The 25349-nt window shown below is 59.2% G+C and carries 28 protein-coding genes; 7 read left to right on the forward strand and 21 right to left on the reverse strand.

Translation table 11 applies throughout. From position 1 onward, the window contains the following. The first annotated feature begins 96 nt into the window (after positions 1-96). Positions 97-513, forward strand: a complete 417-nt coding sequence (locus JJ917_07845) for a SufE family protein (GenBank protein ID MBO6698724.1) — start codon at positions 97-99, stop codon at positions 511-513. Positions 514-535: 22 nt separating this feature from the next. On the opposite strand, the gene JJ917_07850 is transcribed toward JJ917_07845, so the two are convergent. The 10 genes from JJ917_07850 to JJ917_07895 form a co-directional block, all read right to left on the reverse strand. Continuing rightward, complete coding sequence (locus tag JJ917_07850) at positions 536-1156, reverse strand: hypothetical protein (GenBank protein MBO6698725.1); 621 nt, start codon at positions 1154-1156, stop codon at positions 536-538. Between the two features lie 37 nt (positions 1157-1193). Continuing rightward, the gene (locus tag JJ917_07855) at positions 1194-1586 is read right to left on the reverse strand and encodes a chromosomal replication initiator DnaA (GenBank protein MBO6698726.1); all 393 of its coding nucleotides are present in this window, start codon (positions 1584-1586) and stop codon (positions 1194-1196) included. A gap of 292 nt (positions 1587-1878) precedes the next feature. Then, positions 1879-2310 carry a MucR family transcriptional regulator gene (locus tag JJ917_07860; protein MBO6698727.1) on the reverse strand — a complete coding sequence of 144 codons (432 nt, stop codon included), beginning with the start codon at positions 2308-2310 and terminating at the stop codon, positions 1879-1881. A gap of 244 nt (positions 2311-2554) precedes the next feature. Continuing rightward, entirely contained in the window at positions 2555-2926 is a 372-nt protein-coding gene (locus JJ917_07865; GenBank protein MBO6698728.1) for a monovalent cation/H(+) antiporter subunit G, read from the reverse strand. Then, complete coding sequence (locus tag JJ917_07870) at positions 2923-3315, reverse strand: cation:proton antiporter (protein MBO6698729.1); 393 nt, start codon at positions 3313-3315, stop codon at positions 2923-2925. Before JJ917_07870 ends, JJ917_07865 begins: the two co-directional genes overlap by 4 nt. Continuing rightward, positions 3312-3791: a Na+/H+ antiporter subunit E gene (locus JJ917_07875; protein ID MBO6698730.1), complete on the reverse strand. Its 480-nt coding sequence runs from the start codon at positions 3789-3791 to the stop codon at positions 3312-3314. The genes JJ917_07870 and JJ917_07875 overlap by 4 nt, the downstream gene beginning before the upstream one ends. Before the next feature lie 37 nt (positions 3792-3828). Continuing rightward, entirely contained in the window at positions 3829-5412 is a 1584-nt protein-coding gene (locus JJ917_07880) for a Na+/H+ antiporter subunit D (GenBank protein ID MBO6698731.1), read from the reverse strand. Positions 5413-5425: 13 nt separating this feature from the next. Continuing rightward, positions 5426-5803, reverse strand: coding sequence for a Na+/H+ antiporter subunit C (locus tag JJ917_07885; GenBank protein ID MBO6698732.1), 378 nt, complete (start codon positions 5801-5803; stop codon positions 5426-5428). A gap of 2 nt (positions 5804-5805) precedes the next feature. Next, positions 5806-6225, reverse strand: coding sequence for a Na(+)/H(+) antiporter subunit B (locus JJ917_07890; GenBank protein MBO6698733.1), 420 nt, complete (start codon positions 6223-6225; stop codon positions 5806-5808). After that, on the reverse strand, positions 6222-8636 hold the full coding sequence (locus JJ917_07895; protein MBO6698734.1) for a putative monovalent cation/H+ antiporter subunit A: 2415 nt from the start codon (positions 8634-8636) through the stop codon (positions 6222-6224). The genes JJ917_07890 and JJ917_07895 overlap by 4 nt, the downstream gene beginning before the upstream one ends. A 338-nt stretch (positions 8637-8974) precedes the next feature. On the opposite strand from JJ917_07895, the gene msrB reads away from it, so the two are divergent. Further along, a complete protein-coding gene (gene msrB / locus JJ917_07900) occupies positions 8975-9412 on the forward strand; it encodes a peptide-methionine (R)-S-oxide reductase MsrB (protein MBO6698735.1) in 438 nt (145 codons plus the stop codon). Positions 9413-9423: 11 nt separating this feature from the next. Continuing rightward, entirely contained in the window at positions 9424-11523 is a 2100-nt protein-coding gene (locus tag JJ917_07905; GenBank protein ID MBO6698736.1) for a S9 family peptidase, read from the forward strand. Here JJ917_07905 and JJ917_07910 read toward each other — a convergent pair. The 4 genes from JJ917_07910 to JJ917_07925 form a co-directional block, all read right to left on the reverse strand. Continuing rightward, a complete protein-coding gene (locus tag JJ917_07910; protein MBO6698737.1) occupies positions 11520-12137 on the reverse strand; it encodes a response regulator in 618 nt (205 codons plus the stop codon). The two genes, JJ917_07905 and JJ917_07910, sit on opposite strands and share 4 nt — an antisense overlap. Positions 12138-12212: 75 nt before the next feature. After that, the gene (locus JJ917_07915; GenBank protein MBO6698738.1) at positions 12213-12812 is read right to left on the reverse strand and encodes a superoxide dismutase; all 600 of its coding nucleotides are present in this window, start codon (positions 12810-12812) and stop codon (positions 12213-12215) included. Between the two features lie 188 nt (positions 12813-13000). Next, complete coding sequence (locus JJ917_07920; protein ID MBO6698739.1) at positions 13001-13570, reverse strand: isochorismatase family protein; 570 nt, start codon at positions 13568-13570, stop codon at positions 13001-13003. Next, the gene (locus JJ917_07925; protein MBO6698740.1) at positions 13567-14487 is read right to left on the reverse strand and encodes a branched-chain amino acid aminotransferase; all 921 of its coding nucleotides are present in this window, start codon (positions 14485-14487) and stop codon (positions 13567-13569) included. The genes JJ917_07920 and JJ917_07925 overlap by 4 nt, the downstream gene beginning before the upstream one ends. 148 nt (positions 14488-14635) lie before the next feature. Here JJ917_07925 and JJ917_07930 point away from each other — a divergent pair, with 148 nt between their 5' ends. After that, positions 14636-15295, forward strand: a complete 660-nt coding sequence (locus tag JJ917_07930; protein MBO6698741.1) for a haloacid dehalogenase type II — start codon at positions 14636-14638, stop codon at positions 15293-15295. Here JJ917_07930 and JJ917_07935 read toward each other — a convergent pair. The 3 genes from JJ917_07935 to JJ917_07945 all read right to left on the reverse strand — a co-directional run bounded on the left by JJ917_07935 (position 15292) and on the right by JJ917_07945 (position 17903). Then, positions 15292-15792 carry a ClbS/DfsB family four-helix bundle protein gene (locus tag JJ917_07935; GenBank protein ID MBO6698742.1) on the reverse strand — a complete coding sequence of 167 codons (501 nt, stop codon included), beginning with the start codon at positions 15790-15792 and terminating at the stop codon, positions 15292-15294. The genes JJ917_07930 and JJ917_07935 overlap by 4 nt on opposite strands. A 111-nt stretch (positions 15793-15903) precedes the next feature. After that, complete coding sequence (locus JJ917_07940; GenBank protein ID MBO6698743.1) at positions 15904-16485, reverse strand: TIGR00730 family Rossman fold protein; 582 nt, start codon at positions 16483-16485, stop codon at positions 15904-15906. Between the two features lie 14 nt (positions 16486-16499). After that, entirely contained in the window at positions 16500-17903 is a 1404-nt protein-coding gene (locus JJ917_07945; protein MBO6698744.1) for a dipeptidase, read from the reverse strand. Positions 17904-17934: 31 nt separating this feature from the next. Between JJ917_07945 and JJ917_07950 the strand changes: the two genes are divergently transcribed. Further along, positions 17935-18375, forward strand: coding sequence for a DUF1801 domain-containing protein (locus JJ917_07950; GenBank protein ID MBO6698745.1), 441 nt, complete (start codon positions 17935-17937; stop codon positions 18373-18375). A gap of 133 nt (positions 18376-18508) precedes the next feature. Here the strand turns inward: JJ917_07950 and JJ917_07955 are convergent, their stop codons facing one another. Further along, complete coding sequence (locus JJ917_07955; protein MBO6698746.1) at positions 18509-20191, reverse strand: DUF853 domain-containing protein; 1683 nt, start codon at positions 20189-20191, stop codon at positions 18509-18511. 185 nt (positions 20192-20376) lie between these two features. Between JJ917_07955 and JJ917_07960 the strand changes: the two genes are divergently transcribed. Then, positions 20377-20832: a DUF2267 domain-containing protein gene (locus JJ917_07960; protein MBO6698747.1), complete on the forward strand. Its 456-nt coding sequence runs from the start codon at positions 20377-20379 to the stop codon at positions 20830-20832. A 38-nt stretch (positions 20833-20870) separates the two neighbouring features. Here the strand turns inward: JJ917_07960 and dusA are convergent, their stop codons facing one another. Next, positions 20871-21962, reverse strand: coding sequence for a tRNA dihydrouridine(20/20a) synthase DusA (dusA, locus tag JJ917_07965; GenBank protein MBO6698748.1), 1092 nt, complete (start codon positions 21960-21962; stop codon positions 20871-20873). 133 nt (positions 21963-22095) lie between these two features. Here dusA and JJ917_07970 point away from each other — a divergent pair, with 133 nt between their 5' ends. Further along, positions 22096-22836, forward strand: coding sequence for an SDR family oxidoreductase (locus JJ917_07970; protein ID MBO6698749.1), 741 nt, complete (start codon positions 22096-22098; stop codon positions 22834-22836). Here the strand turns inward: JJ917_07970 and JJ917_07975 are convergent. After that, positions 22833-24428 (reverse strand): isochorismatase family protein, encoded by a 1596-nt coding sequence (locus JJ917_07975; GenBank protein MBO6698750.1) that lies wholly within the window; start codon positions 24426-24428, stop codon positions 22833-22835. The two genes, JJ917_07970 and JJ917_07975, sit on opposite strands and share 4 nt — an antisense overlap. Positions 24429-24473: 45 nt before the next feature. Beyond that, positions 24474-25325 (reverse strand): N-acyl homoserine lactonase family protein, encoded by an 852-nt coding sequence (locus tag JJ917_07980; GenBank protein MBO6698751.1) that lies wholly within the window; start codon positions 25323-25325, stop codon positions 24474-24476. Positions 25326-25349 lie beyond the last annotated feature (24 nt).

Here is a 25349-nt window from a genome sequence, read left to right on the forward strand (position 1 = left end):
CGTTTGATCGGCTTGCCGAGCGGTCCCTGGAGAGCTATCTGCATGGAGGCGATCACGACCTCGGTCGGAGTGGCTCCAAATGTGGATGACAGGCCCATGGCTGATTTTTCCGAAATTCGCGACAATTTCGAGTTCCTGAATGACTGGGAAGATCGCTATCGGTATGTGATCGAGCTTGGCCGTACGCTCGAGCCCTTACAGGATGAAGAGCGCAATGAGGCCTCCAAGGTTCTCGGCTGTGCCAGCCAGGTGTGGCTGGTGCGTGATCCAGTCGGCGAGGCAGGCAACCTGCACTTTCGCGGCGACAGCGATGCGCACATAGTTCGCGGTTTGGTGGCCATCGTGCTCGCGCTTTACAATGGCCACTCGCCCGGCGAAGCGCTGGAGATTGATGCCCTTGAGCGGCTATCGGTTCTTGGCCTGGACGAACATTTGTCGCCGCAGCGCTCCAACGGCCTACGCTCGATGATCGAGCGCATCCACCACGAAGCGAGCGCCGCGAAGGCCGCTTGATTTTTCATTCTTTAGCGGTGACTCAGCGCGCCACACCTTCTGCTGTGCGAGTCAAACCATAGTGGCGGGCGAGCGCGCGCAGGCCGAGCGCAATGGCAAGCTTGGCCGACCGAGCCGGCCAATGGCGTTCGTGCTCAACCCCGGTCAGCGATTTCTCAAACAAGCAGACATCGATCAAAAGGCCTGAGAACTCCGGACCGATAGATGCGCAGGCCCGGTTCACCCGGTCGCGCGCGTCAAGCATGGAGATCGGTTCGTGGCGCGCCGAGCTTGCCGAGGATTTCGCGCCGCCATGGCTGAGCGAGGCGAGCGACCAGTTTTGGGTGATCCGTTGACGCAAGCCAGCGCGTTGGAGATCGCTTTGGAATTTTCGCGCGGCGGCCAAATCACAGGTCTCTATTAATGCGGTCTCGCCCTTGCGGGGGTTGGCGAGCCGGTCCATCGCATCGGGCAACTGGACGGGTCCGTCGCCACTGGTCACCAGTTGAGGGGCATCGAGCAACGCGCTGCCTTTGGCCGTCAGGCTCAAACCCCTGGTGGTCTCGCCTATTAGGCCCTCGGCTTTCAGCGCTCTGGCTTGGCGCGACGCTATGGCTTTACCGTTCTGAACGCGCTTAAGCAGGCGGCGAAGTTCAGTTGCCAAGTTCGGCGCTGCGCCGGCAGGGTCTCTAAGTTCTGATTTAGGCATAGGCATGCCCACCCGAAAGAGCCGCCGAAGGCCGTTCAGCGCGGACAACTAGGGTCAGGCAGCCAGCCAGGACGGCGCGTTCCAAATAGGCAATCTGGTCATCGAACACCGAGCGGTCGCGCAAATCCTCCACCAGGCGGCAGGCATGGCCAACCGTGGTCCGGTCGCGCTCAAACAAGTCGCCAACTGTGGTGAGGGAAAAGCCGAGAACGGTGTGGCAGAGGTACATGGCCACCTGCCTGGCCCGCGCGACATCGGCTTTGCCACGTGTCGAGGCACGCAGCGATTCGTGGGGAACGCCAAACACGCTGGCAACGCAGGCTTCGACCTGTCGTACACGGGCTTGAACAACGCCTCTTTCGCGCAAACGTTGCTTATCCGACACTGCGGACTGGCCACCATTTCTTGGGGAACTTGGTAGATTGGCAATCGCCACCGGGCGAGTGGATGTAAACTGAGCGACCCTATTCGTCACGTGAACCTCCTCTTAGGCATCTTAGGTATTAATTCCTAAGTTATCCATCAGAAGTTCGGCGGGGATAAGTTTATGGCCTCGTTCCAACAAGAAAAACGCCGCGTGCTTTCCCGCGGCGTTTTTGATGCGGCAGCTATCTGCCCGCTAACTCAAGACCTGGATGCCCGCTTACCAGCGAAACCCCAAGTTTAGTGGTATCGCGTTAGCTTGCTTTGGCGCGACGCTGTCCAAGGCCCATTTCCTTGGCAAGACGCGAGCGCGCTTCAGCATAATTCGGTGCGACCATCGGGTAGTCCGACGGCAGGCCCCATTTTTCACGATACTGCTCAGGCGACAGATCGTAATGGGTTTTGAGGTGACGCTTGAGAGACTTGAAGCGCTTTCCATCTTCCAAGCAGATCAGATAATCCGGTGTGATCGACTTCTTCGGCGGAACGGCAGGCTTCTGCTCTTCCTTCGGCGGCTCGGCAGGCAAGCCGACGAGAGTGCCGAGTGCGCCATGCACGTCGTTGATCAAATTGGGCAAGTCAGCTGCCGGGATGACATTGTGGCTGACATAAGCCGACACGATGTCCGCTGTCAGGTCCACAAGTGCACCGGAGGTGTCGACAGCTTCAGCTGTTTCTTCGCTCATCATTATTCCTTTCACGCGTGCACGCGCCTGTTCGATTATCCAACGGCGCGGGGCAGGCAAATTTGTGACCAAGGGGTCTAAAAATGCGTTTTGAGGCTGATTCTCAGACATCGAAACAATTTCTTATTAGCCTCAGCAATCGCCAAAGGCAAAGATAAGTATGGTCTGACTGCTATTCAAACTGTTGAAACAAATTTACCTAATGAAACGCAAACAACAAAGGCATTCGCTAAAAGTGCGAAGGTCAATCGTGGCTATCGCACCGCAATGTACGTCCATCATCTTTGTATTTACCGGCCAGATCGTCAATACGGGTGCCTTCCCAGGGCTTATGGCCAACATAATAGGCAGCACGTGCAAGCAAATGGGCTGCGATCGGGGCGGTCAATAGCAAGAACAGGAATGCGGCGAAGGCACGCGTGACAACACCTAGTTCGCCCGAGTGGAGCGCCAAGGCGGCCAGCAAAAGCCCTGAGCCCAAAGTTCCGGCCTTCGAAGCGGCGTGGCTGCGACTGTAAAGGTCAGGAAAACGCAAGATGCCAAGCGCAGCAACCAGCGTGAAAACTGCGCCGACAATGATGATCAGCCCAGTCAAGATATCGATGATGCCACTCATGATGGGCTGCCTCCGGCGCGCGCGCGCACGGTTTGCTTGGGCTTAACTGGTGTGCTGCGCGGCGGATGGGCGCGATGCACTGTATCGATAACGTCCGGATCAGCTTCCGGTGGGCGGTCGCGTTTCAAAACGAAACGCGCAAAAGCGACGGTCGCCAAGAAGCCGACAAGACCAAGCGCAATGGCGATATCAAGAAACAGGAAGTAACCAGTTTTCACCGCAACGACGGCGATGAACCCGATACCGGTCGCAACCAGCATGTCGAGCCCAAGGACCCGGTCGGGCAGCGTCGGCCCGATGATGATGCGCGCAGCGATGACCAGAAAAGCAATGACCAGAACGCCCAAAGCAATGAGCGTGCAAGCATACAGAAAATCCTGAGTCGTCATCGAAACGCCTCCATGATCTTCCGTTCAAAGCCGGTGGCTATGTCTTCCTTCAGTGCCTCAGGGTCCGGGACATGGATCGCATGAATGTAGAGCGTACGGCGGTTGTCGGAGACATCGACCGACAACGTGCCCGGTGTCAGCGTAATCAAATTGGCAAGCAAGCTGATCTCAAAATCGCGATCAACGGTTAGTGGGTAAGCAATGAAACCCGGCTCCAGCTTGGACAGGTCCGGCGTCAGCACCAGCTTGAAGACACGGATCGCTGACATTGTCAGCTCGTACAGGAACAGGACGGCAAGCGATGAGATGCGACGCACGCGACGCACATAACCGATCGTTCCGATCTGTTCGCGGATGAGAGACAGGGCGCCAAGCCCGAGGACGAACCCGAACAGCCCGTTGAGGAAAGAAAAGCCGCCGGTGACGAAGACCCAAGCAACCGCCAACAGCACGTTGACGAGGAACATACCGGTCATGTTTGGGCTCCCTGCACTGCGTTGGTGTTTCTGATCATCATGGCACGACCGGCGATACTGCCGTGATATAGGCGCTCGGATCGACAAGCCCAACCGCCGCCAGGCTGGCAAGGTGAACGGCTGGATTGGCGATGATGCCGATGCCGACAATCACCACAACCAGGATCGCTATCGGCGTCAGATAAGCGCGCGCTTCATCAAGGGAAAGACCGGTGACGGGAACGGCTGCGCCGTCCAAATCGTTGCGCCAGAAAGCGAACAGCCAAACCCGGCCGATGGCGATCATCGCGATGAAGCTGGACACTAGATAGGCTGCCGTCAGCCAACCTTCGCCTGCATCCATGGACGCGCGCACTAATATGACCTTCGGCCAGAAGCCGGAAAAAGGCGGCAGGCCTGATATGGCAAACACAAGAATGAGGAAGAGGGCAGCAAAGAAAGGGCTAACCCGATAAAGCCCGCCGACCGAACGCAGATCGAAGGACCCGTTCATGCGCCCGATGACACCGGCAGCCAGATAAAGCGCGGCCATGACGAGTATGGAGTGGACGGCATAAAGGATCGCGCCGCGCAAGCCATCCGGCGTTGCCACCGCGATGCCGACAAACATCGCGCCAATGCCTGAAAGGACCAAAAAGCCGAGCACCTTACGGATGTCGGTACTCGCCAGCGCACCGGCTGCGCCAAGCAGCGACGTTAGCGCGGCGATCCAAACCAGAACCTCCTGGAACGTATCGAAGGTGCCGGGATACAGCATGCCGGCAACACGCAGCAGGGCGTAGACACCAACCTTGGTGAGCAGCGCCGCGAAGACCGCCGATGTGACAATATTCGGCGTGTGATAACTTGCCGGCAGCCAGAAATTCAGTGGAAAGGCTGCAGCTTTCATCGCAAACGCGAAGATGAACAAGGCGCCGATCGTCGCCAGCGGCATGCCACTTCCGCCAGCTTGGCTCTCGGCGATGCGCAGCGTTAGATCGGCCATATTGAGCGTGCCGAACAGGCCATAGGTATAGCCAACGCCGATGAGGAACAGCGTGGTGGCGACCAGGTTTAAGAAAGCATATTTCACAGCGCCGTCGAGCTGAGCATGCGAATTGCCAAGCACGATGAGGCCGAAAGACGAAATCAGCAGTACCTCAAACCACACATAAAGGTTGAAAAGGTCAGCGGTCAGAAAAGCACCGGAAACACCGGACGTGAGCATCAAAAGGAACGGGTAGAAGCCATAGCGTCGCCCGTCGCCATCCACGCTTTTGGCTGAATAAAGGACGCTGACCAGCGCGACCAACGAAGATGTCAGCACCATGATGACGCTGAGCGCATCGGCGTTGAACGAAATGCCAAAGGGCGGCAGCCACCGGCCCATGGCCATGAAGACTGGCCCGGTGTCCAGAACGCGCGCGGTCAACGCCAGATTGCCAATGAAAACAACACCAAGCGTGATGCCGGCGATCCAAGGCTGAAGGTGTGGCTGGCGACGCATCATCAGCGCCAAAGCCGACATGATGAGCGGTCCTGCGACCGGCAGCACGACGAGATAGTCGGCAGCCGTCACCGTTGCGTCGACATAGGCGACGCTCAGATCGACATAAGAGGAAGAGTCGGTTTCACCGGCCATGCGTGTTCAGTCCTCAGTATCCCTGCGGTGGGCGCGGCGCATCGACCGGCTCAGCCACACGCATATGGTCGGTATCGTCGGTGCCCAGCTCCTGGTAGGCCCGCATGGCGAGCACCAGAAGGAAGGCAAAAATCGAAAAGGCGATCACGATCGCCGTCAGAACAAGCGCCTGCGGCAATGGATTGGCGGTAACGGTCGGCGGAGCCGTGAGGCCGAGCGGGATGAACGCCGGCACTTCATGAGTCAAACGACCGGCGGTGAAGATCAACAAGTTGACCGCGTTCGACAGCAAGGCCGCGCCGAGCAGAAGGCGGATCACATGGCGCGAGAGCATCAGATAGACCGATGCCGCGAAGTAGACGCCTATAAGGACGGAAAGCACAAACTCCATGGTCAGTTGTCCGTCCGCTCTTCAAGGGCGAGCGCAATGCCGCCGATCGTCCCAAGGACCACCAAATAGACCCCAATGTCGAAGATCAGGATCGTGGACAGCTTCAGTTCAACGCCGAAGATCACTGGTGATGTCCAAAGCCCAGTGAGGAAAGGCGCATTGACCATCATCGATGGCAGGCCCGACACGCCGGATAGAAAAAGACCGAAGGCGGCGATATGCATCGGGTGCGCCCAGATCGCGCGACGAACCGCTGGCACACCATTCGAGATGCCGTAAATCGCTAACGCTGACGCTGCAATGAGCCCGCCGATAAAGCCACCGCCCGGCTCGTTGTGGCCGCGCAGCAAGATGAAAACGGAAAAGATAACCATCAACGTGGTCAGGTAAGGCGCCAGGGCCCGGAAGATCACGGTGTTCATTCGGCGGCCTCCCGAACAGGTTGCTCAGCGGCTGGATCAGTGGTGACCGGTTTCTTGGTTTTCGGCTTCAACCGAACCAGGGCAAGGATCGCCAGACCCGCAATGAGCACGACGCCGATTTCACCGAGCGTATCAAGGCCGCGATAGTCCACGATGATGACGTTCACGATGTTGCGGCCCTGTGCAATCGGATAGGAATGCTCCGTGAAGAACTCGGCCAGGCGGGTGTCGAACGGGTGCGAGAGCACCGAAAGCAGAAGGCCGGTCAAGCCGATGCCGCAGGCAATCGCGATCACGCCATCCATCATCGACTGCCAGAACGAGCGATGGTCGCGCTTAAAGAGCGCGAGCCTGGTCAGAACCAGGGCGAGGATCACAACCGACAGTGTCTCCACCATAAACTGGGTGAAGGAAAGATCGGGCGCGCCGAAGAGCATGAAGATCAGCGCGACCGCAAAGCCCTGGATGCCGAGAGAGACAATGGCAGTTAGGCGATTGGACGCTGTCAGCACGGCAGCGATGCCGATGAGCGCAATGATAACGACGGCAAGCTCATAGAACGCGACGTCGCTGAGGTCAGGCAGTTCGGTCAATGTTGGCCACTCGCCGAAAACGGTGAGCGGGACAATCAAGGCGACTGCGACCAGCGCAAAGGTGATCGTCATATAGCCTTCCATACGGCCAAACTGGATGCGCCGCGTGATGGCATAGCAGATCGAAACCAGGCCAGCGATGGCCTGATCGAAGCCTTTATCAGGACCCCAACCGATGAAATCCAAGACGCCGGCGATCATGGCGCGGACGCGATCGAGGAAGAGGTAAAGCGTCGTGCCAATGGCGATGGTCACCAGCGAAAGGACCACAGCGATGTTGAAGCCTTCCCAAAGGTGCAGGCTTACCGAAACATCTTCGCCAAGGATCGCCGACAGCAGCGGCTGGATAACGATGTTGCCGGTCGTGGCGGCCAACAGGCCGCCGATCAGGCTGAGCGTCGCCAGCGTCACTGGACCGGCCCACAGCATCAGCGGGCCTTCATGGGCGTTTTTCGGCGTTTCTTTCTTCTGCCCATAGAAGGGGCGCAGCGCAACCGCGAAGCCAGCGGCAAACATCATGGCGTTGCCGAGGACCAGCGACGTCGTCAGCAGGATCGATTGCAGATCGGGATAGGCCGCGCCTTTGTACATGTATTCCTTGGCAAGGAACCCGATGAACGGCGGCAAACCGCCCATAGACAGCGCCGCTAGCAAGGCAGCAGCCGCCGTAATCGGCATCGCAGAGCGCAGACCGCCGAGCTTGGTGAGATCGCGCGTACCAGCCTCGTGATCGATGGTGCCGGCGACCATGAAGAGCGCGGCTTTGAAGAGTGCGTGGGCGACGAGATAAAGGGCTGCGCCTTTGATGATCGCTTCGTCGGATGTACCTGTCAGAGCCACCAAAAGTCCGAGCGAGGCCACCGTCGTATAGGCGAGCATCAGCTTTAGATCGGTCTGGCGTAGCGCCAGGATCGCGCCGACCAAGAGCGTTACGCAGCCGAAGATGGGCAGGATCGTCGACCAAAGAACGGTGTCGCCTAGCGTCGGGTTAAGCCGCATCAACAGATAGACGCCTGCCTTCACCATGGTGGCCGAGTGCAGATAGGCCGAAACAGGCGTCGGCGCTTCCATCGCGTTGGGCAACCAGAAATGGAAAGGGAACTGCGCCGACTTTGTGAAGGCGCCGCCAAGCACCAGCAGCAGGATCGGCACGTAAAGCACACTGCCTTTAATCGCCGGCGCCATCGTCGCCATTTCCGACAGCGAGAAGGTGCCCGTGTAGGACGCCATCAGCAGCAAGCCGGCAAGCAGGGCAAGGCCACCGCCACCGGTGACGACCAGCGCTTGAATGGCAGCGCGGCGGGAGCGCTCAGCTTTGTGATTGAAACCGATCAGCAGGAACGATGTGATCGATGTCAGCTCCCAATAGACGAACAGGGTGATGACATCGTCGGCGAGCACCACGCCAAGCATCGAGCCCATGAAGAGCAGAATGAAAGAGAAGAACCGCCCGAGATGCTCATGGCCTTTCAGATAGCCACCGGCATAGAGGACGATGAAAAACCCAATGCCGGAAATGAGCAGCGCAAAGGTGTGCGCCAGGCCATCAACGTAAAAATCAGCACCGATGCCGAGCGACGGTACCCAAGGTAAGGTGAACAGATAGCGCCCACCCTCGGCCACCGAAGGCAATACGCCATCGGCCGTTTCGGTCGGCACCATATAGCCTAGAAAATGAAAGACGATGTAGGCCGGCGCGAGGGCCAGCAGCCAGGCAGCCTTATGCCCAAGCCATTTGTGGGCGAAGGGGGCAATGGCGGCGGCGATGAACGGCGCGGCAAGCGCGAGGTAAAAACCTGCAGGGCTGTCGGGTCCGATCACGGAGCGTACGGGCCTATCTTAGTGACAACAATGGCGGGACGAACTGCACGCGAATCGGGCAGGCGAAGGAGGCTCTCCTTCGGAAGTTTACCTATACGCCCTGCGCCCCCGGTCAATGGTTTTCGGTTCAAAAAGGACGACATAGCGCCGCACCTGTGCCTGAAATGCACAAGTTAACGCCTTGCCACAAGTAACCCATTGGATTGGTTCACAGGCTTTCGCCTCCGCTGGGCGGCTATTTCTGATGATGAGCTGCCGCTTTGACCGCTTGTTGTTCGCCGGTAAGCGCTTATGTTCGCTGCTCACTTTGCTTTCCCATTCGCCATGAGGACCCCATGTCCAAGACCTACGATCCCTTGCCCGCAGACGTCGATCCGAAGAGCCTGTCGGAGGCCGAATGGAAAGAGCGGTTAACGCCGGAAGCCTTCAAGGTAGCGCGCAAGCACGGGACCGAACGGGCGTTCAGCCATCCTTACAACGAGGAAAAGCGTGAGGGTGTGTTCAGCTGCATTTGCTGTGGCCAACCGCTGTTTTCGTCGGAGACGAAATTCGATTCAGGCACGGGTTGGCCAAGCTTCTTCCAACCCATTGGTGAAGGCGCGGTTGAAGACCATGAGGACCGTTCGTTCTTTATGCGCCGGGTGGAAAACCGTTGCTCGCGCTGCGACGCGCATTTGGGTCACGTGTTCACCGACGGGCCTCAGCCGACGGGTCTGCGCTACTGCATGAACGGCGTAGCGCTGCATTTCGAACCCGAAGAGTCCGAGAGCTAGGGCCGCGAACCTTGCCTTTTTCTACCCCTGATCTTACCGCGCCGGTTGCTACCAAGCGCGAGACGATCCGCGTTGTTCACGGCGTTACGTTGTCCGACCCTTATGCGTGGCTGCGCGCCGACAATTGGCAAGAGGTCATGCGTAAGCCGGAGACGCTGGCCGCTGATATTCGCGCCCATTTGGAAGCTGAAAACGCGTATGCCGAGGCCGCGCTCTCGTCCTTGCAGGACCTGAAAGCGACGTTGGTCAAGGAAATGCGAGGGCGGATCAAAGAGGACGATGCCTCGGTGCCCGCACCTGATGGCGTCTACGCCTATGGCACGCGGTATCGTGACGGCGGGCAACATCCGCTGTTCGTGCGCACGTCACGCGAAGGTGGCGAGGAAGCGGTTCTGCTGGATGGCGACGCTTTGGCTGAGGGCAAGGCCTATTTCAAGTTTGGCGGCGCGTCCCATAGCGATGACCACACCAAAATGGCCTGGTCGGCAGACGACAAGGGCTCAGAAAAGTACACGCTGCGCATCCGGGATCTGGCGATCGGTGAGGACCTTCCCGACACGATCGAAGAAACCAGCAGCGGCGGGGTTTGGTCTGCCGACGGGCAATCGGTTTTCTACACTCGCCTTGATGACAATCACCGGCCATCGAAAGTGTTTCGCCACCGGATCGGAGATGATCCATCGAACGATGCACTGATCTATGAAGAGACCGATCCAGGATTTTTCGTTGGCATCGGGCGCACGCAATCAGGCCGGTTTCTCGTTGTCGACTGCCACGATCACCAGACAAGCGAGGTCTGGCTGCTCGATCTGGAAGCCGATGACGCCGCATTGACCTGCGTTGCAGAACGCGAAATCGGCCACGAATACTCGGTCGAGCACCAGGGTGACCGGCTGGTGATCCTGACCAATGCCAACGGCGCCGAAGACTTCAAAATTGTCGACGCGCCCGTATCATCGCCTGGCAAAAACCAATGGAACGATCTTGTGGCGCATGCCCCAGGTCGTCTGATTCTTGGCCATCTGGCGCTCGCCGACTGGCTCATCTGGCTGGAACGCGCCGACGGATTGCCGCGGCTATGCTACCGCAGCGCCGACGGAAAGACCGAAGCCGTGGCCTTCGATGAGGAGGCCTATGCGCTGGGGATCGGAACGAATTTCGAGTTCGCCACCGACACGCTACGTTTTTCCTATTCCTCACCGACCACGCCGCAAAGCACGGTCGATGTGAACCTCAAAACCGGCGAGCAGGCCGTGCGCAAGGTGCAAGAAGTGCCTTCTGGCCATGACCCGGCCGATTATCGCGTGCGGCGGCTTTTCGCCACCGCTGAGGATGGGGCCGAGGTTCCGATCACCGTCCTCTCGCGCGCCAACCATGCCGACGATAGCTCTGCCCCCTGCCTGCTTTACGGCTACGGCTCTTACGGCATTTCGATCCCAGCCAGCTTTTCCACCAATGCGCTTTCGCTGGTCGATCGCGGCTTCGTCTACGCCATCGCCCACATTCGCGGTGGCAAGGACAAAGGTTTTGCCTGGTACAAACAGGGCAAAGCCGAGCACAAGGTGAACACGTTCACCGATTTCATCGCGGCGCGCGACCATCTGGTCAGCGCTGGCATTGCCAATGACGCCAAGATCATCGCGCAGGGCGGTTCGGCGGGCGGCATGCTAATGGGCGCTGTGGTCAACATAGCGCCAGAGAAGTTCGCTGGCATCATCGCGCAGGTGCCGTTCGTCGATGTACTCAACACGATGCTCGATGATACGCTGCCGCTCACCCCGCCGGAATGGCCGGAATGGGGTAACCCCATCGAGGACGAGGCAGCCTTCCATCGGATCAAAGATTATTCGCCCTATGACGGAGTGGCCGCTCAATCCTACCCGGCGATTTTCGCTTTGGCCGGGCTGACCGATCCGCGCGTCACCTATTGGGAGCCGGCGAAATGGGTGGCACGGTTGCGCGAGCTCAGTACCTCTGAAGCGCCGATCCTGCTGAAAACCAACATGGACGCTGGTCATGGCGGCGCAGCTGGCCGCTTTGACCGGTTGGATGAGATTGGCGAGGTGTTTGCGTTTGCTCTGGCCACTGCCGGACGGAGCGCTTCGACTTAGTCTAACTCAACAACAGCATCGTCGATCGAGCGCTGCTCGATGATCGGATCGGGGCGCAAGAGCTTGATCGCTTTGCGGGCCTCGGCCTGCGATCCAATGACGTCCGCCAGATCGACGTGGCGCCTTTCCGGCCCGTCATACATCGGGTCCGCACGACGGCGGCGGTCGGGGCCAAAATAGCCGGATGGCGTGCGAATGTAGGACCGTGGCCGCAGGATCGCTTTTTCCACACGCGCGATCAGGTCGCGGGCGCGCAAGGGCTTGGTCACCAGTTCATCGACGCCCACATTGATAGCAAGATCGATCACCGCGACGTTGGCATAGCCTGTCACCAAAATGATCGGCATGGTTGGATTAACGATCATCGGGTCGTGGCGAATGGCGCCCGCAAGTTCCAGACCATCCATATCGCTGCCAAGCACCAGGTCGAGCACCGCCACATCTACATGATGGCCTTGCAGATAGTTGCGCGCGGGTATGGCGTCGGAAAATTCGGCGACAGAACGCAGGCCCATGGCGTTCAAAATTGAACGCAAAATGCCGCGCATCTGCGGATTATCGTCGAGCACGATGGCCGACTTGTTCAAATATTGTGAGTCCCCAGGCATGGACATGAAGTTACCGTGCGGGGACTAACAACGGATAAACGTAGCGTCAGCTTGGCCGACGCTACGTTGTTTGTTGGCGCCTTAGCTGGCCGCTTCGAACAGCTCGGCGACATAGTCCCAGTTGACCATGTTGTCGATGAACGCTTCAAGGTATTTCGGACGAGCGTTGCGGTAATCGATGTAGTAGGAATGCTCCCAAACATCGCAGCCAAGAATGGGCGCGGCGCCGTGCACGACCGGGTTTTCACCGTTCGGCGTTTTCATGATTTCCAGCTTGCCGTCTTTTACGGCGATCCAGGCCCAACCGGAGCCAAACTGACCAACGCCAGCGGCGATGAAATCGGACCGCATCTTGTCGTAGCCGCCAAGGTCGGAGTCGATCGCCGACTGAAGCGCGCCCGGCAGCGATGTGCCGCCGCCGTTCGGCCTCATCCATTTCCAAAAATGGATGTGGTTGAAGTGCTGACCGGCATTGTTGAAGAGCGCCGCGTTCGATCCGAAGCTTGCCTTCATGATTTCATCAAGCGACTTGTCAGCCATGCCGGCGGCTTCGGCAAGTTCATTGCCTTTGGAGACGTAGGCCTGGTGGTGCTTGTCGTGGTGAAACTCAAGTGTCTCAGCCGACATGTACGGGCCAAGCGCATCGTAAGCATAGGGAAGATCAGGCAGTTCAAAGGCCATAACAGGTCTCCAAATGATAGTTGAAAGGGATCGGTGGCACGGCAGCCACCTTGGGGTCTTTACTTAAGGCTGATCGGATAGGCCGACAATGGCAAAACGCTCCGATAGCGCCTTGCGTTGCATGGAAATCGAAAAGTTGGCCCTAGCGTCAGTCGCCAGGTCGGTCGCCGTTTCAGTCACGACGTCGATCAGCGCGCCCGCACCAGAGCGCTGATCTGTTTGAAAGCTTTGGCCTTGGCATCGCCGAGCCATTCGAAGGCCACCATTTCGCTGGTCACCGGCACGACGCCAGCATGGGCAAGCCGCGATAGCGCGATGTCACGCGAGCCTATGTGCCGGGAGGAAACCGCGTCGGCGACAACGAAGACCTCAAAGCCTGAGGTTGAAAGCTCAAGGGCTGATTGCAGCACGCAGACATGAGCTTCCACGCCGCCGATGACGATCTGATCTCGCCGTTGGTCGGCGCGTTTCTTCCGCAGCTTATCGAGAAGCTTCTTTTCTTGAGCGACCGAGAATGCGGTCTTCTCGACAACGGATGGGCGCGTTGCTGAATCCAGCACCGCCGGCACCGAGTGCCCGAGGCCCTTCGGATACTGCTCGGAAATCACTACCGGCACGCCGCAGTGACCTGCGGCTTGGGCAAGAAAAGAGCACGCCGAGACCACACCATCGCTGTCTTGCATGGCGGGTACCAGGCGCTCTTGCACATCGATCAGCAGCAACTGGCTGCGATTTGCCTTCATGATTGCAGCGCTCACAGGGCGTGCGATCCATCATTGGCGAATGCGGTGTAGAGCGCGCGAGCCTTGCCGGCTGCCGGTCCGGGTTGCAGCTCACGATCTTCAAAACGCGTGATCGGCATGACCTTGGAGTAATTCCCGGTGGAAAAAATCTCATCCGCCTCGTGGAAGTCTTGGACGGTCAGTTTCACCTCTTCAACTACAATGCCATCGTCGCGCAACAGGCCGATGATCCGCTGGCGGGTGATGCCGTTCAAAAAGGTGTCGTTGGGCGCCGGGGTACGCACCACGCCATCCTTGGCGATGAAGATATTGGATGTTGCCAATTCGGCGACATTGCCCAGCATGTCGAGCACTAGCGCGTTCTGGAAGCCGCGCTGCTGGGCTTCCAAGATCGCCCGACCATTGTTCGGGTAGAGACACCCGGCCTTGGCATTGGTCGGCATCGTCTCCAGCGTCGGACGGCGAAAGCTCGACACGCACGCTGACATGCCTGCCTCGGCTTCTGGCATCGCCGCGTGGAAGAGCACCATGATGAAACGCGTCGTGCTGGCATCGGGCGGCACACCCATGAAACCACCGCCTTCGGCATAGTACATGGGACGGACGTAAAGCGCCTGATCGGCAGAGAAGTTTTTCGCGCCCTCCAGTGCCAGGGCCATGATCTCCTCGGCTTCCATCGTCGGAGCGAGGTTGAGCGCCTTGGCAGACCGGTTCACCCGCGCGCAATGGGCCAGAAGATCCGGCGCGATGCCATCATAAATGCGCCCGCCATCAAACACCGAAGAACCGCACCACAGCGCATGGGTCATCGGACCGGCGACCGGCGTGTTGCCCTCCTGCCACTTGCCATCAAAGAACGTCCAGCAATCGGGCAAGGTGGAGGTTCCGTGGTGCGCGTGATGGTGGCCGGAAGCGTGCGTGTGGTGATTCATGACGGCGCCAAAGGTTGGAGGACTGCACAGCGTTGCTTTCTTCTTCGCAAGCCTATGGGCCATAGGCAAGGCTTGACCTTGCTTGCCATGCCCCTAGAACTGCGCCGGCATTCCCCTGCTCGCCCTCCCCGCATTGAGAGCCCACTGCATGCCCTATCCGGTCTATATTTTCGACGCCTATGGCACCCTGTTCGACGTTCATGCGGCGGTGCGCCGTTACGCCGATCAGATCGGTCCCGATGGCGCGAAGCTTTCGCAGATCTGGCGCGACAAGCAGCTGGAATATTCCTGGGTGCGGGCGCTGGCCGGGCGCTACAAGGATTTTTGGCAACTCACCGAAGAAGCGCTGGATACGGCCTTTGCCCTGGTGCCGAGAGTCGACCGGGCCTATCGCGATGATCTGCTGACCGCCTACTCGCGCCTTGATTGCTACCCCGAAGTGCCCAGCGTGCTGCGGACGCTGTCCGAGAGCGGCGCGAAGCTTGCCATTCTGTCCAACGGGTCACCGTCCATGCTTGATGGCGCTGTAGAGGCTGCCGGGATCGGGGCGTTGCTCGATGCGGTTCTCTCGGTCGATCAGTTGCGCACCTATAAGGCGCACCCTGACGTCTATGACATGGCGACCAGCCAGTTTCGCACCTTCCCCGACAAGGTTTCGTTCCAATCCTCCAACCGGTGGGACATAGCAGGTGCGACCGCGTTTGGGTTTCGCACGGTTTGGATCAATCGGTCAGGGATGCCGGACGAGTATCTGGACCTGTCGCCTGCTGCCGTGTTGGCGGACTTGAATGGACTGCCCGCGCTTTAGGGCGCCGCGTCGCGTTTCACTTTGCGCACGAACTTGGCAGCCGACCGGTAATGGCTTGGGCCGGAGGATTCCGCCCAGCGCCCAAGCGCCCAATCATTGGTCCAGGGATAGATGTGCTTGGCGTAAAGCACGTCATTGTCCAGCCCATCAATGAAAGCGAGGAGCTTGGCGTGGCGTTCTTTCAGCTGCGCCAGGACATCAGACCAGGGTTGCTTGGCAGCGGCCTCGTAGACCGTCGCATTGTAAGGCTTCAACTGGTTCCATTTGTAGCCAGGTGCTGGCGTTTGAACCTCTTTTCCAGCTTTGCCATCCTCGTACCAACCGAAAAACAGATCCATCCAGTGCACGCGATGGCCAATGACCTGTTTGATGGACACGCCACCAGTCGTGTCGGGTCGCTCCGCCAAGTCTTCGTCCAAGCCGTCCAGAAGCTTGATGAGTTTGGCGAACTCTTTTTCGGTGACAGCGCGCAGCTCGTTTTTGTCGATGGCAGCCATGGCTCTCCTCTTGGCTACGGCTGAAGAACCATGATCGGCGAAACATGCCATTGCGCGCCGTCAATGGATGAGACTTCGCGTGCCGGCTACTGACGTGAGCTGACAGGAGCGTTAGAGCGTTTCGCGCTCCACCCATTTTTGAACGACGGGCGCCTCGTAAGCTTCCATAGCGTCCAGCAGCGTTCCCGGGCTATCGGCAGACAAGAGCGTGTCGCGCAGGCCGGGTTTGACGAAACCCTCATCCCGCTGGTGGTCCAGGAACGTCATGAGCGGATCGTAGAAACCGCGCACATTGAGCACGCCAATCGGCTTGTCATGGAAGCCAAGCTGGCCCCAGGTCCAGACTTCAAACATCTCTTCCAAGGTGCCGGTGCCGCCCGGCAGGTTGACGAAGCCATCGGAGAGTTCGGCCATGCGCGCCTTGCGCTCATGCATGGAGCCAACGGCTTCGAGCCGCGTCAGGCCCTTGTGACCGATTTCCTTGTCCATCAACGCCTTGGGAATGATGCCGATGACCTCACCGCCCGCCGCCAAGGCCGCATCAGCCGTGATCCCCATCAATCCGACTTCCGCGCCGCCATAGATAAGGCACGCGCCACGCTTGGCGATGGCTTGGCCCAGCGCTTCGGCGGCGGCGGCATAATCGGGATGATTACCCGGATTGGACCCGCAGAAGACGCACACGGATTTCATCGTCGCCGCGCTCATCAGCCGTCCGCCAGAGCGTGCAGGATGCGGACCCAGGAGCGGATGCCTTTGCGGTAACTTTCCAGCTCGTACTTTTCGTTGGGCGAGTGAATCTGATCATCGGCCAGGCCGAACCCGACAAGCACGCTGTCGAGGCCAAGTCGGTCTTGGAACTGGCCAACGATGGGGATCGAACCGCCGATGCCGGTGAAGGAAGCGGGGTTTGGCCACTCATCGGTCAGCGCCCGTTTGGCGGCCTGAAATGCCGGCCCAGTGACATCAAGTTCGATACCTGGGCCCATGCCATGGGGATGGAACTCGGCCGTGCAATCGGCTGGCAGGCGTTCGGTCACAAACGCTTCAAAGCTTTTGCGGATGGCTTCAGGATCTTGGCCCTTCACCAGGCGGCAGGAGATTTTCGCCGAGGCCTGGGCCGGGAGAACCGTCTTGAACCCCTGCCCCGTATAGCCGGATGTCATGCCATTCACTTCGAGCGTCGGGCGCGACCACATCTGTTCGAGCGTGGTGCGGTCTTTTTCGCCGGCAGGCACTGAAAGGCCTACGGCGCCGAGGAAATCGTCGGCGGAGAAACCAAGCTGGTTCCAACTGGCCATCACATCGTCGGGAACTTCGGCGATGCCGTCATAAAATCCCGGCAAGGTGATGCGGCCGTTATCATCGTGCAGATCGGCGATGATCGAGGCCAGCACATGAGCTGGATTGCGCGCCGGGCCGCCGAACAAGCCGGAGTGCAAGTCTTTGTCGGCAGCCTTAATCACCACCTCGGTGCCAAAAAGGCCCCGCAAACGCGTGGTGATAGCCGGCGTTTGCGCGTCCCACATGTTGGTGTCGCAGACGAGTGCCACATCAGCTCTCAAATCCTCGGTGTGGGCGTCCAAGAATCCAGGCAAGGATGGACTGCCGGACTCTTCCTCACCTTCCAGGATGATCGTGATCGGTATCGGCAGTTTGCCGGTCGCATCGATGCAGGCGCGGCAAGCCTCAATGAAGGTCATGATCTGACCTTTGTCGTCGGCGGCGCCACGCGCGACGATCTTCTTTGACCCATCGGCACGGGTTTCGATGGCCGGATCAAACGGGTCGCGATCCCAGAGCTCCAGCGGGTCGACTGGTTGCACATCATAGTGGCCGTAGAAAAGGGCCCGCGGTCCGTCGCTTGCCGCTTCGTCCCACTTGGCCACAATCATCGGATGACCAGGCGTCGTGTACGTGGTCACATTGAAGCCCAGGCTTTCCAAGTCACTGTGGATGTGGGCGGCAGTCTTTTTCACGTCGGCATCATAGGCCGGGTCGGTGGAGATGGAGGGGATGCGCAGCAGCGCGAAGAGCCGTTCAAGGCTTGCATCAAACTGCGTGTCGGCTGCGCTCAAGGCGCCGTCGAGTGACGGGGATTGGCTTGTCATGATAGAATCGGCTCCAGAACCGGAGGTTGGGATGGCAGAGAACAAGACGCAGACCTTGGACGCAAGTGTGGCCGACTATCTGCGCGCTGTTGAACCGGATCGTCGGCGCGAGGAAGGCCTCGCGCTGTACGCGCTGTTTCGTGATGTTACGGGGTGGGAACCAGTGCTTTGGGGGGCGAGTCCGACCTCTGCAATGATCGGCTATGGTCGCTATGACTACGAGTACAAAAGCGGGCACTCAGGCTCATTCTTTGCCACCGGATTTGCCCCACGCAAGGCCAAGCTCAGCATCTACATCATGCCTGGCTATCAAGATTATGGTTTCATCCTGGATCGGCTCGGCAAACATGCGCTTGGAAAGAGCTGCCTTTACATCAACAAGCTCGCAGACGTTGACACCGACGTTCTCAAGGAACTGGTCCGCGCCGGGCTTGATGATTTGGGCAAGATGTATCCGGTGACCGGCAGTTAGCGCTGCATTCTTGAGGTTATCCCTGTGCTCGTCACAGGGATCTGTTCCAGTGAACTCAATTGCAGCTCAGGTGCTGCCGAACATCCGCTGGAATGGATCCCCGCCACCAGGGAGAGGATAACATCGGAAGACGCTAACGCCGCAAGCTACCCAAAATGCCACGCACTACGGCACGACCGATTTGCGTGCCTGCCGAACGCATGATGGATTTCATCATCGCTTCGGTCGGCGTTTGGCGCGTTGATCGACGCCGGCGGGACGAGCTAGATCGCGAACTTGTGCGGCGCTCGGTGCGGCGACTGTCGCGCTCACCATAATCATAGTTCCGGCTGCGGGGACCAAACTCGGGAATATCGAAGCCCGAACGCGTGCGGCGGCTGCCGGACCGGCGATCATCGTAATCCTCGTCGTCCTCATAATCGTCGCGACGGCGGGCGCGTTCTTTCTCTTCCTTCTCGCGGGCTTTGCGCTCTTCTTCCTCTTGCAAGGCTCGCGCCTCGGCAGCGGCTGCATCCTCGCCGCGCTTTTTCAGAATTTCGTAGGCAGACTCCCGATCCACCGGCTCATCATACTGGCCGAGGATGGGCGAGGTTTTGATGTGCGCGGCGCGCTCATCATCTTCCAGCGGGCCGAGACGCGAGGATGGTGGACGGATCAGCGTGCGCTGCACGATGGACGGCACACCCTTTTTCTCCAACGTTGACACCAAAGCCTCACCAACGCCGAGTTGGGTGATGACCTCAAACGCGTCGAGTTCCGGGTTGGGGCGGAACGTTTCGGCGGCGGCTTTGACGGCGCGCTGATCACGCGGCGTGAAAGCGCGCAAAGCGTGCTGCACGCGGTTGCCGATCTGGCTGAGCACTTCATCGGGCACGTCCAGTGGGTTTTGCGTCACGAAATAGACGCCGACACCCTTGGAGCGGATCAGGCGACACACCTGCTCGACGCGTTCCAGCAGCGCTTTGGGCGCTTCATCAAACAGCAAATGGGCTTCATCAAAGAAGAACACCACGCGCGGCTTGTCCGGGTTGCCGACCTCTGGCAGTTCCTCGAATAGTTCTGAGAGCAGCCAAAGCAGGAACGTCGCATAGAGCCGTGGATTGTTCATCAGCTTGTCGGCGGCAAGCACCGAGACGATGCCACGGCCATCGGTGTGGGTGCGCATGAAGTCCGCGATTTTCAGCGCCGGTTCGCCGAAGAAGTTCGCCCCACCTTGATCTTCAAGCACCAGCAAGCGCCGCTGGATGGCACCGATGGAAGCGGTGGAAACGTTGCCATATTTGGCCGATATCTCATCCTTGCGATCATCAAGGCTGAGCAACATGGCGCGCAGATCCTTGAGGTCCAGCAGCATCAAGCCTTCTTCATCAGCGATGCGAAACGCGATGTTGAGCACGCCTTCTTGCGTCTCGTTAAGGTCCATCAGGCGCGACAGTAGCAGCGGCCCCATCTCCGAAATCGTGGTACGGATCGGGTGCCCCTTCTCACCAAAAAGGTCCCAGAAGATCGTTGGCGTTGCGTCGTATTCATAGTTCTCGGCAAAACCGATTGTCTCCGCCCGCGCCTCAAGGAAATCCTTCGACGTGCCGGCCGTCGCGATGCCGGAAAGATCACCCTTCACATCGGCGCAGAACACCGGGACGCCAGCGCGCGAAAAACCTTCGGCCATAATCTGCAAGGTCACGGTCTTGCCTGTGCCGGTTGCGCCAGTGATCAGCCCGTGCCGGTTGGCAAGCTTCAGCGCCAGATATTGCGGTGCCGGAGCGTCGCTGTCAGAGCCTGCTGTTCCAAGATAAATGGCATCGTCTTTGTACATGGTGGTCCCGTTTTTGGCGGTCGCATGGGTGGAGGTTGATCAGATAGCAACCTGCAAGAGCAACGCTTTGTCTTGGGATTTGTCCCCTGATGCAAGGGCTTTGGCCAGGAAATGCCTTGAAATCCCGCCACGGCCATCGCAAGGGTGCGCCCAACGCATTGGCTCGCGACAGGAAGGACTTGAGCATGGAAGAACTGATTGGCCGGATCACAGACGCGGTTGGGATCGATGAACAGACGGCGCAGACGGCCATTGGGGTGATCCTTGGGTTCCTCAACAAAGAAGGCCCAGATGATGCGATGAGCCGGCTTGTGGACGCAATTCCGGGCGCCGACGCTTTTATCGCCAGTCTTGGCGAGGGTGGCGGCGAGACCGGTGGTGGCTTGGCCGGTGCACTGGGTGGCCTGATGGGCGGGTCCGGCGGTGGCCTTGGCGGCCTTGCCGGAGCAGTTGGCGGACTTGTCGGAGGTCAGTCTGGCGGCTTGATGTCGGCGGCCAGCGAACTGATGAGCGCCGGTCTCGACATGGGCCAGATCCAAGGCGTGACGCAGGAAGTTGTCGGCTTTGCTCGCGAGAAAGCGGGCGACGAAGTTGTTGGCCAGATCATCGCCCAAATCCCAGGCATGGATCAGTTCACCTAAGACGCGCTTCGGTTGCAGACCTTAGGGCCGTGGCTTGCTCACGCAGCCGTGGCCCTTTCTGTTTCTGGACGCTCGACTGCGCTGAGCGCTTGGAGCACAAGGTCCGGCCCAGCGCCTTCCAGATGCGCGCCTTCCGACAAGATGCGCCGCCATTGGCGCGCCCCTGGTAGGCCCGAGAACAGTCCGATCATGTGCCGCGTGACCTGGTTGAGCCGCCCACCTCCCGCGATGTGGTTTTCAATATAGGGCAGCATGGCGCGGACGATATCGCCGCGTGATTGGCTGGCAGATGGTTCGCCAAGCAGCGCCTCATCAGCGTCCAGCAGAATATCGGCTGGGGACTGATAAGCCGCTCGGCCAATCATCACCTCGTCCATGCCCTGATCGAACAACGTCTTGGCCTCTGCCAGCGTTGCAATGCCACCGTTGATGCCGAGCCAGAGGTCCGGGAACTGCGCTTTCATCGCCAACACCAGATCATAGTCGAGCGGTGGAACATCGCGGTTCTGTTTTGGGGAGAGCCCTTCCAGCCAAGCTTTGCGGGCGTGGACAATCACCGCGTCGACGCCGGCATCACGAACCTTGGTGATGAAATCAGGCAGCACCTGATGCGGGTCTTGATCATCAACGCCGATGCGGCACTTCACAGTGACCGGGATGTCGGTGGCGCGCTTCATCGCTTCGACCAGCCTTGCGACATGGCTTGGGTCGCGCATCAAGCAGGCACCAAATGTACCCGATTGAACCCGGTCCGAGGGGCAGCCGCAATTAAGATTGATCGCGTCATAACCGCGATCAGCGCCGATGCGGGCGGCTTCGGGCAGCTTTTGCGGATCGGAACCACCAAGCTGGAGCACGACGGGATGCTCTTCCGGCGAAAAGCCGAGCAACCGGTCGCGATCGCCATGGCTGACAGCGTCAGCTGTGACCATCTCGGTATAGAGCACAGCCCGTTGCGACATCAGCCTATGGAAATAGCGGCAATGGCGATCCGTCCAATCCATCATCGGGGCGATGGACAGACGACGTCGTGTATCGGACTGCGCTGGGTTGTCTTGGTTCACGGTCTGCGATCGTTTTTCATCTAGCCCGAAGGCGGTCGCTCGACCTTGTACTGATATGGTCGCCATCGTAAAGCGGACGCACTGGTGCGGTCTTCAAAATCCAATACCATTGCGGTGGGACGTAACTTGGGCCCGCTCCAAAGGTGGGGACTTTTTGGCGATGCAAATGCGAGTTCTAGTTTGGTGAGGGTGACAATCAATGCGTAGATTTGAGGGAAGAACAATCATCGTCACCGGCGGCGCCTCCGGCATCGGTTTCGAGACGGTTGGCAGGCTCCTGGGCGAAGGCGCCCATGTCGCCGTTTGGGACTTGGATTTGGCCGGGCTGAGCGATTTGCCCGATGAGGCCAGCGATCATGTGATGGGCATCGAGCTAAATCTCACCGATCCAGAGGCTGTTTACGCCGCGCGCGATAAGGTCCTTGCTGCTCGCGGTCGCATCGATGGCCTTCTGTGCTCAGCGGGCATTACCGGGCCCAATGCGACGGTGGCGGACTATCCAGAAGACGCTTGGCGCAAGGTGTTCGATGTCAACGTGCACGGCCTGATGTACTGCAACAAGGCCGTCATCCCGGCGATGAGCGAGGCAGGATATGGCCGCATCGTCAACGTGGCTTCAATCGCGGGCAAAGAGGGCAATCCCAATGCGTCCGCCTATAGCGCGTCAAAAGCTGCTGTGATTGGCCTGACCAAGTCACTTGGCAAAGAACTGGCGCAAACCGGCGTGACCGTGAACTGCGCCACGCCCGCCGCGGTGCGCACCAAAATCTTCGATCAAATGAGCGAAGAGCATATCGCCTTCATGCTCAGCAAGATCCCGATGGGCCGCTTTGGTCAGGTCGAGGAAATTGCCGCCATGTTGTGCTGGCTGCTCAGCGAGGAATGCTCCTTTACAACAGGCGGCGTCTTCGACCTGTCGGGTGGGCGCGCGGTTTACTAGCGCAAGGCCGCGATCACCTCGTCGGTTTTGGTGACAAGCGCAACGTTTTGCAGCGCATAATTGATCGAGGCGTTGTGCCAATCGGCGTTCATCGTCGAGCAGCCATCTTCCGGAATTACCATCACATAACCCTTGTCGGCACCGGTCCGTGCCGTGTGCTCAATGGACATGTTGGTCCAGGCGCCGGTCTCGATGATCATATCGCGTCCTTCGGCCTTCAAAATGGTTTCCAGCTGGCTGCCTTCCCAAGCCGACATACGGTTCTTCTTGACGACATAATCGCCTGCACGCGGCTCAAGTTCGGCGACTGGCGAACCGCCCCATGTGCCTTCAACCAGCGCATTGTTATCCACCACGCCCTCAAACAGCGGTGCGTTGAGGGTCAGGCCGGGGGCACCCGGCGGTACCAAGAAGTGCACGTGAATGACCGGCACACCGACCTTTCGGCAATGCTCGGCAAGCCGCGCCACATTGGCAATGGCGTTCTGCTCACGACAATGGATCGGAGAGCCGGAGTCGGCGAACGCGCCGCCTTCCATCACCACGTCATTTTGCATGTCTTGAATGATCAGCGCACAACGTGAGGGATCAAGTTGCAAGGCGTCGCCAGTCGATGCAGGCGCGGCGGCAGAGGACGCCGAACTAGCCCCAGCCGTGCTGGTCGAAGGCGCTTGGCCGCGGGCACGCATGAATGGCTCGTTGCGGGGGCCGATTTTTACGTCGAACGCGTACACACTGGTCGTCGCGCAGACATACATGGTGCGCCAATCCGGGCCACCCCAATGCAAGTTCGCGGCAAGCTCGGGGATTGCCACCTTGCCCAAATGCTTGCCGGAAGGGTCATAGACCCAAAGCCCACCTGGCGCCGTGACCCAGATGTTGCCTTGCGCGTCGCATTTCATGCCATCGGGGACGCCGGGCAGCAGGCTGTCCTTGATGCCGGACGCAAACACATGACCGTTGGTGAGTTTGTCGCCTTCGACATCATAAACCCGGATGTTCGCCTGCTCGGTATCGTTGATGAACAACCGGTCTTCAGTCGGGCAAAAGCACAGACCGTTGGGCATGGTGAAGGTGTAGCGATCGACGACCAGTTCCGGTTCATCGCCGGGGCGATGGTCCGGTGGCAGGCGAAAAACGCCCTGCCACCCAAGGTCACGCGGGCGTTCCACACCAAAGCCTGGCATCCGGCCATACCAGGGATCGGTGAACCAGATCGATCCGTCCGATTTCACGCACAGATCGTTCGGCGAGTTCAACTCGCGTCCTTCAAAATGGCTGCACAAAACCGTGCGGGTGCCATCGGGCGAAAAGCGCGTCACGCTGCTGGTGGAATGCTCGCACACGAGCAAGTTTAGGCCGGCATCGTAGGTCATGCCGTTGCCCTTGTGCGATGGGTTCATCACCTCTCGCACGCCGGACCGATCAAGTCGCCGTCTGACATCGCCAGGCATATCGGAGAACAGCAGATAATGCTCCACCGGATGCCAGATTGGTCCCTCGGTGAAGGTGAAACCGGAGCCCGCCTGGCGAACCGGCGCATGCTCATCAATCAGCCCGTTGAAGGCCGGGTCCATCGCCTGGTGTGTCATGGCGCGCGCCTCTTAAGCGTTACATGAATGCGTTACCGGACGGCGTCACATTGGAAACCAGTCGCGGCGGGGAACGGACTGGCTGACAGGGCCGGGAACCGCCATGTCCAGCCGCCCAACGACCTGTCCGTTTTCGATCAAAGCGGGCTTGTCATGCACCGGTAGGAGAAACTTGGCGCCGGAATACATCAGCTTGCGAACTTGCGCTTTTTCGTTGCGCTTGGAGCCGCCATGGTTCCCGGTCGGCTGGTATTCTTCAGGTCCGAATGTGTGGAGCGGATTGATGATCTGATCGTTGAAATCGTAGATCACATCGCCGCAAATCGTGGCACGACCATCGGCTGTGTCGACATGCACGTTCATCGAGCCTTCAGTGTGCGCACCAGCGGCTTCCAGGTAAACGCCGGGGATCAGCTCGATGGGACCGGAGATTTCCAGATCTTCAAGCCGCAGGGCGCCGGGCGTGTGCAGACGCTCGACAAGGTGCATGATGTCGGGCTTGGGATACTGCGGATGCATAAGCCCGGAGACCGAGTATTCCAGCTCACGCCGGTTGATCACCACCGTGGTGTTCATCGGGAAGTGATCGTCTTTGCCCGCATGGTCGATGTGCAGATGGGTGTGCAACACATAGCGCACGTCACCTGGCTTCACGCCGTGATTGGCCAGTTGGCGCTCGATCATGTTTTCGTGGAATTGCAGGCCGCGCATACCAAGCGTTTCCATGATCGCGTTGTCACGATAGCCGGTATCAACAACGATAGGGTACTGACCGCCAAGAATCAGAAAGCCGTAAACCGGCACGCGCCGTGTGCGGCCACAATCGCGCGCCAACACCAGAAAACTGGATTCCAGCTCGATATCGCCATAGTCGAGCACTTTCACTTCTAACGCCATTGCGTCCTCCCAGAGTCAGTCTGT

The organism is Hyphomicrobiales bacterium (assembly GCA_017642935.1).
Taxonomy (GTDB): domain Bacteria; phylum Pseudomonadota; class Alphaproteobacteria; order Rhizobiales; family MH13; genus MH13.

Coding starts and splice junctions, on each gene's coding strand:
- JJ917_07845 (MBO6698724.1), top strand. CDS start 97: ATGGCTGATTTTTCCGAAATTCGCGACAATTTCGAGTTCCTGAATGAC.
- JJ917_07860 (MBO6698727.1), bottom strand. CDS start 2,310: ATGAGCGAAGAAACAGCTGAAGCTGTCGACACCTCCGGTGCACTTGTG.
- JJ917_07865 (MBO6698728.1), bottom strand. CDS start 2,926: ATGAGTGGCATCATCGATATCTTGACTGGGCTGATCATCATTGTCGGC.
- JJ917_07870 (MBO6698729.1), bottom strand. CDS start 3,315: ATGACGACTCAGGATTTTCTGTATGCTTGCACGCTCATTGCTTTGGGC.
- JJ917_07875 (MBO6698730.1), bottom strand. CDS start 3,791: ATGACCGGTATGTTCCTCGTCAACGTGCTGTTGGCGGTTGCTTGGGTC.
- JJ917_07880 (MBO6698731.1), bottom strand. CDS start 5,412: ATGGCCGGTGAAACCGACTCTTCCTCTTATGTCGATCTGAGCGTCGCC.
- JJ917_07885 (MBO6698732.1), bottom strand. CDS start 5,803: ATGGAGTTTGTGCTTTCCGTCCTTATAGGCGTCTACTTCGCGGCATCG.
- JJ917_07890 (MBO6698733.1), bottom strand. CDS start 6,225: ATGAACACCGTGATCTTCCGGGCCCTGGCGCCTTACCTGACCACGTTG.
- msrB (MBO6698735.1), top strand. CDS start 8,975: ATGTCCAAGACCTACGATCCCTTGCCCGCAGACGTCGATCCGAAGAGC.
- JJ917_07910 (MBO6698737.1), bottom strand. CDS start 12,137: ATGTCCATGCCTGGGGACTCACAATATTTGAACAAGTCGGCCATCGTG.
- JJ917_07915 (MBO6698738.1), bottom strand. CDS start 12,812: ATGGCCTTTGAACTGCCTGATCTTCCCTATGCTTACGATGCGCTTGGC.
- JJ917_07925 (MBO6698740.1), bottom strand. CDS start 14,487: ATGAATCACCACACGCACGCTTCCGGCCACCATCACGCGCACCACGGA.
- JJ917_07930 (MBO6698741.1), top strand. CDS start 14,636: ATGCCCTATCCGGTCTATATTTTCGACGCCTATGGCACCCTGTTCGAC.
- JJ917_07935 (MBO6698742.1), bottom strand. CDS start 15,792: ATGGCTGCCATCGACAAAAACGAGCTGCGCGCTGTCACCGAAAAAGAG.
- JJ917_07940 (MBO6698743.1), bottom strand. CDS start 16,485: ATGAAATCCGTGTGCGTCTTCTGCGGGTCCAATCCGGGTAATCATCCC.
- JJ917_07945 (MBO6698744.1), bottom strand. CDS start 17,903: ATGACAAGCCAATCCCCGTCACTCGACGGCGCCTTGAGCGCAGCCGAC.
- JJ917_07950 (MBO6698745.1), top strand. CDS start 17,935: ATGGCAGAGAACAAGACGCAGACCTTGGACGCAAGTGTGGCCGACTAT.
- JJ917_07955 (MBO6698746.1), bottom strand. CDS start 20,191: ATGTACAAAGACGATGCCATTTATCTTGGAACAGCAGGCTCTGACAGC.
- JJ917_07960 (MBO6698747.1), top strand. CDS start 20,377: ATGGAAGAACTGATTGGCCGGATCACAGACGCGGTTGGGATCGATGAA.
- dusA (MBO6698748.1), bottom strand. CDS start 21,962: ATGGCGACCATATCAGTACAAGGTCGAGCGACCGCCTTCGGGCTAGAT.
- JJ917_07970 (MBO6698749.1), top strand. CDS start 22,096: ATGCGTAGATTTGAGGGAAGAACAATCATCGTCACCGGCGGCGCCTCC.
- JJ917_07975 (MBO6698750.1), bottom strand. CDS start 24,428: ATGACACACCAGGCGATGGACCCGGCCTTCAACGGGCTGATTGATGAG.
- JJ917_07980 (MBO6698751.1), bottom strand. CDS start 25,325: ATGGCGTTAGAAGTGAAAGTGCTCGACTATGGCGATATCGAGCTGGAA.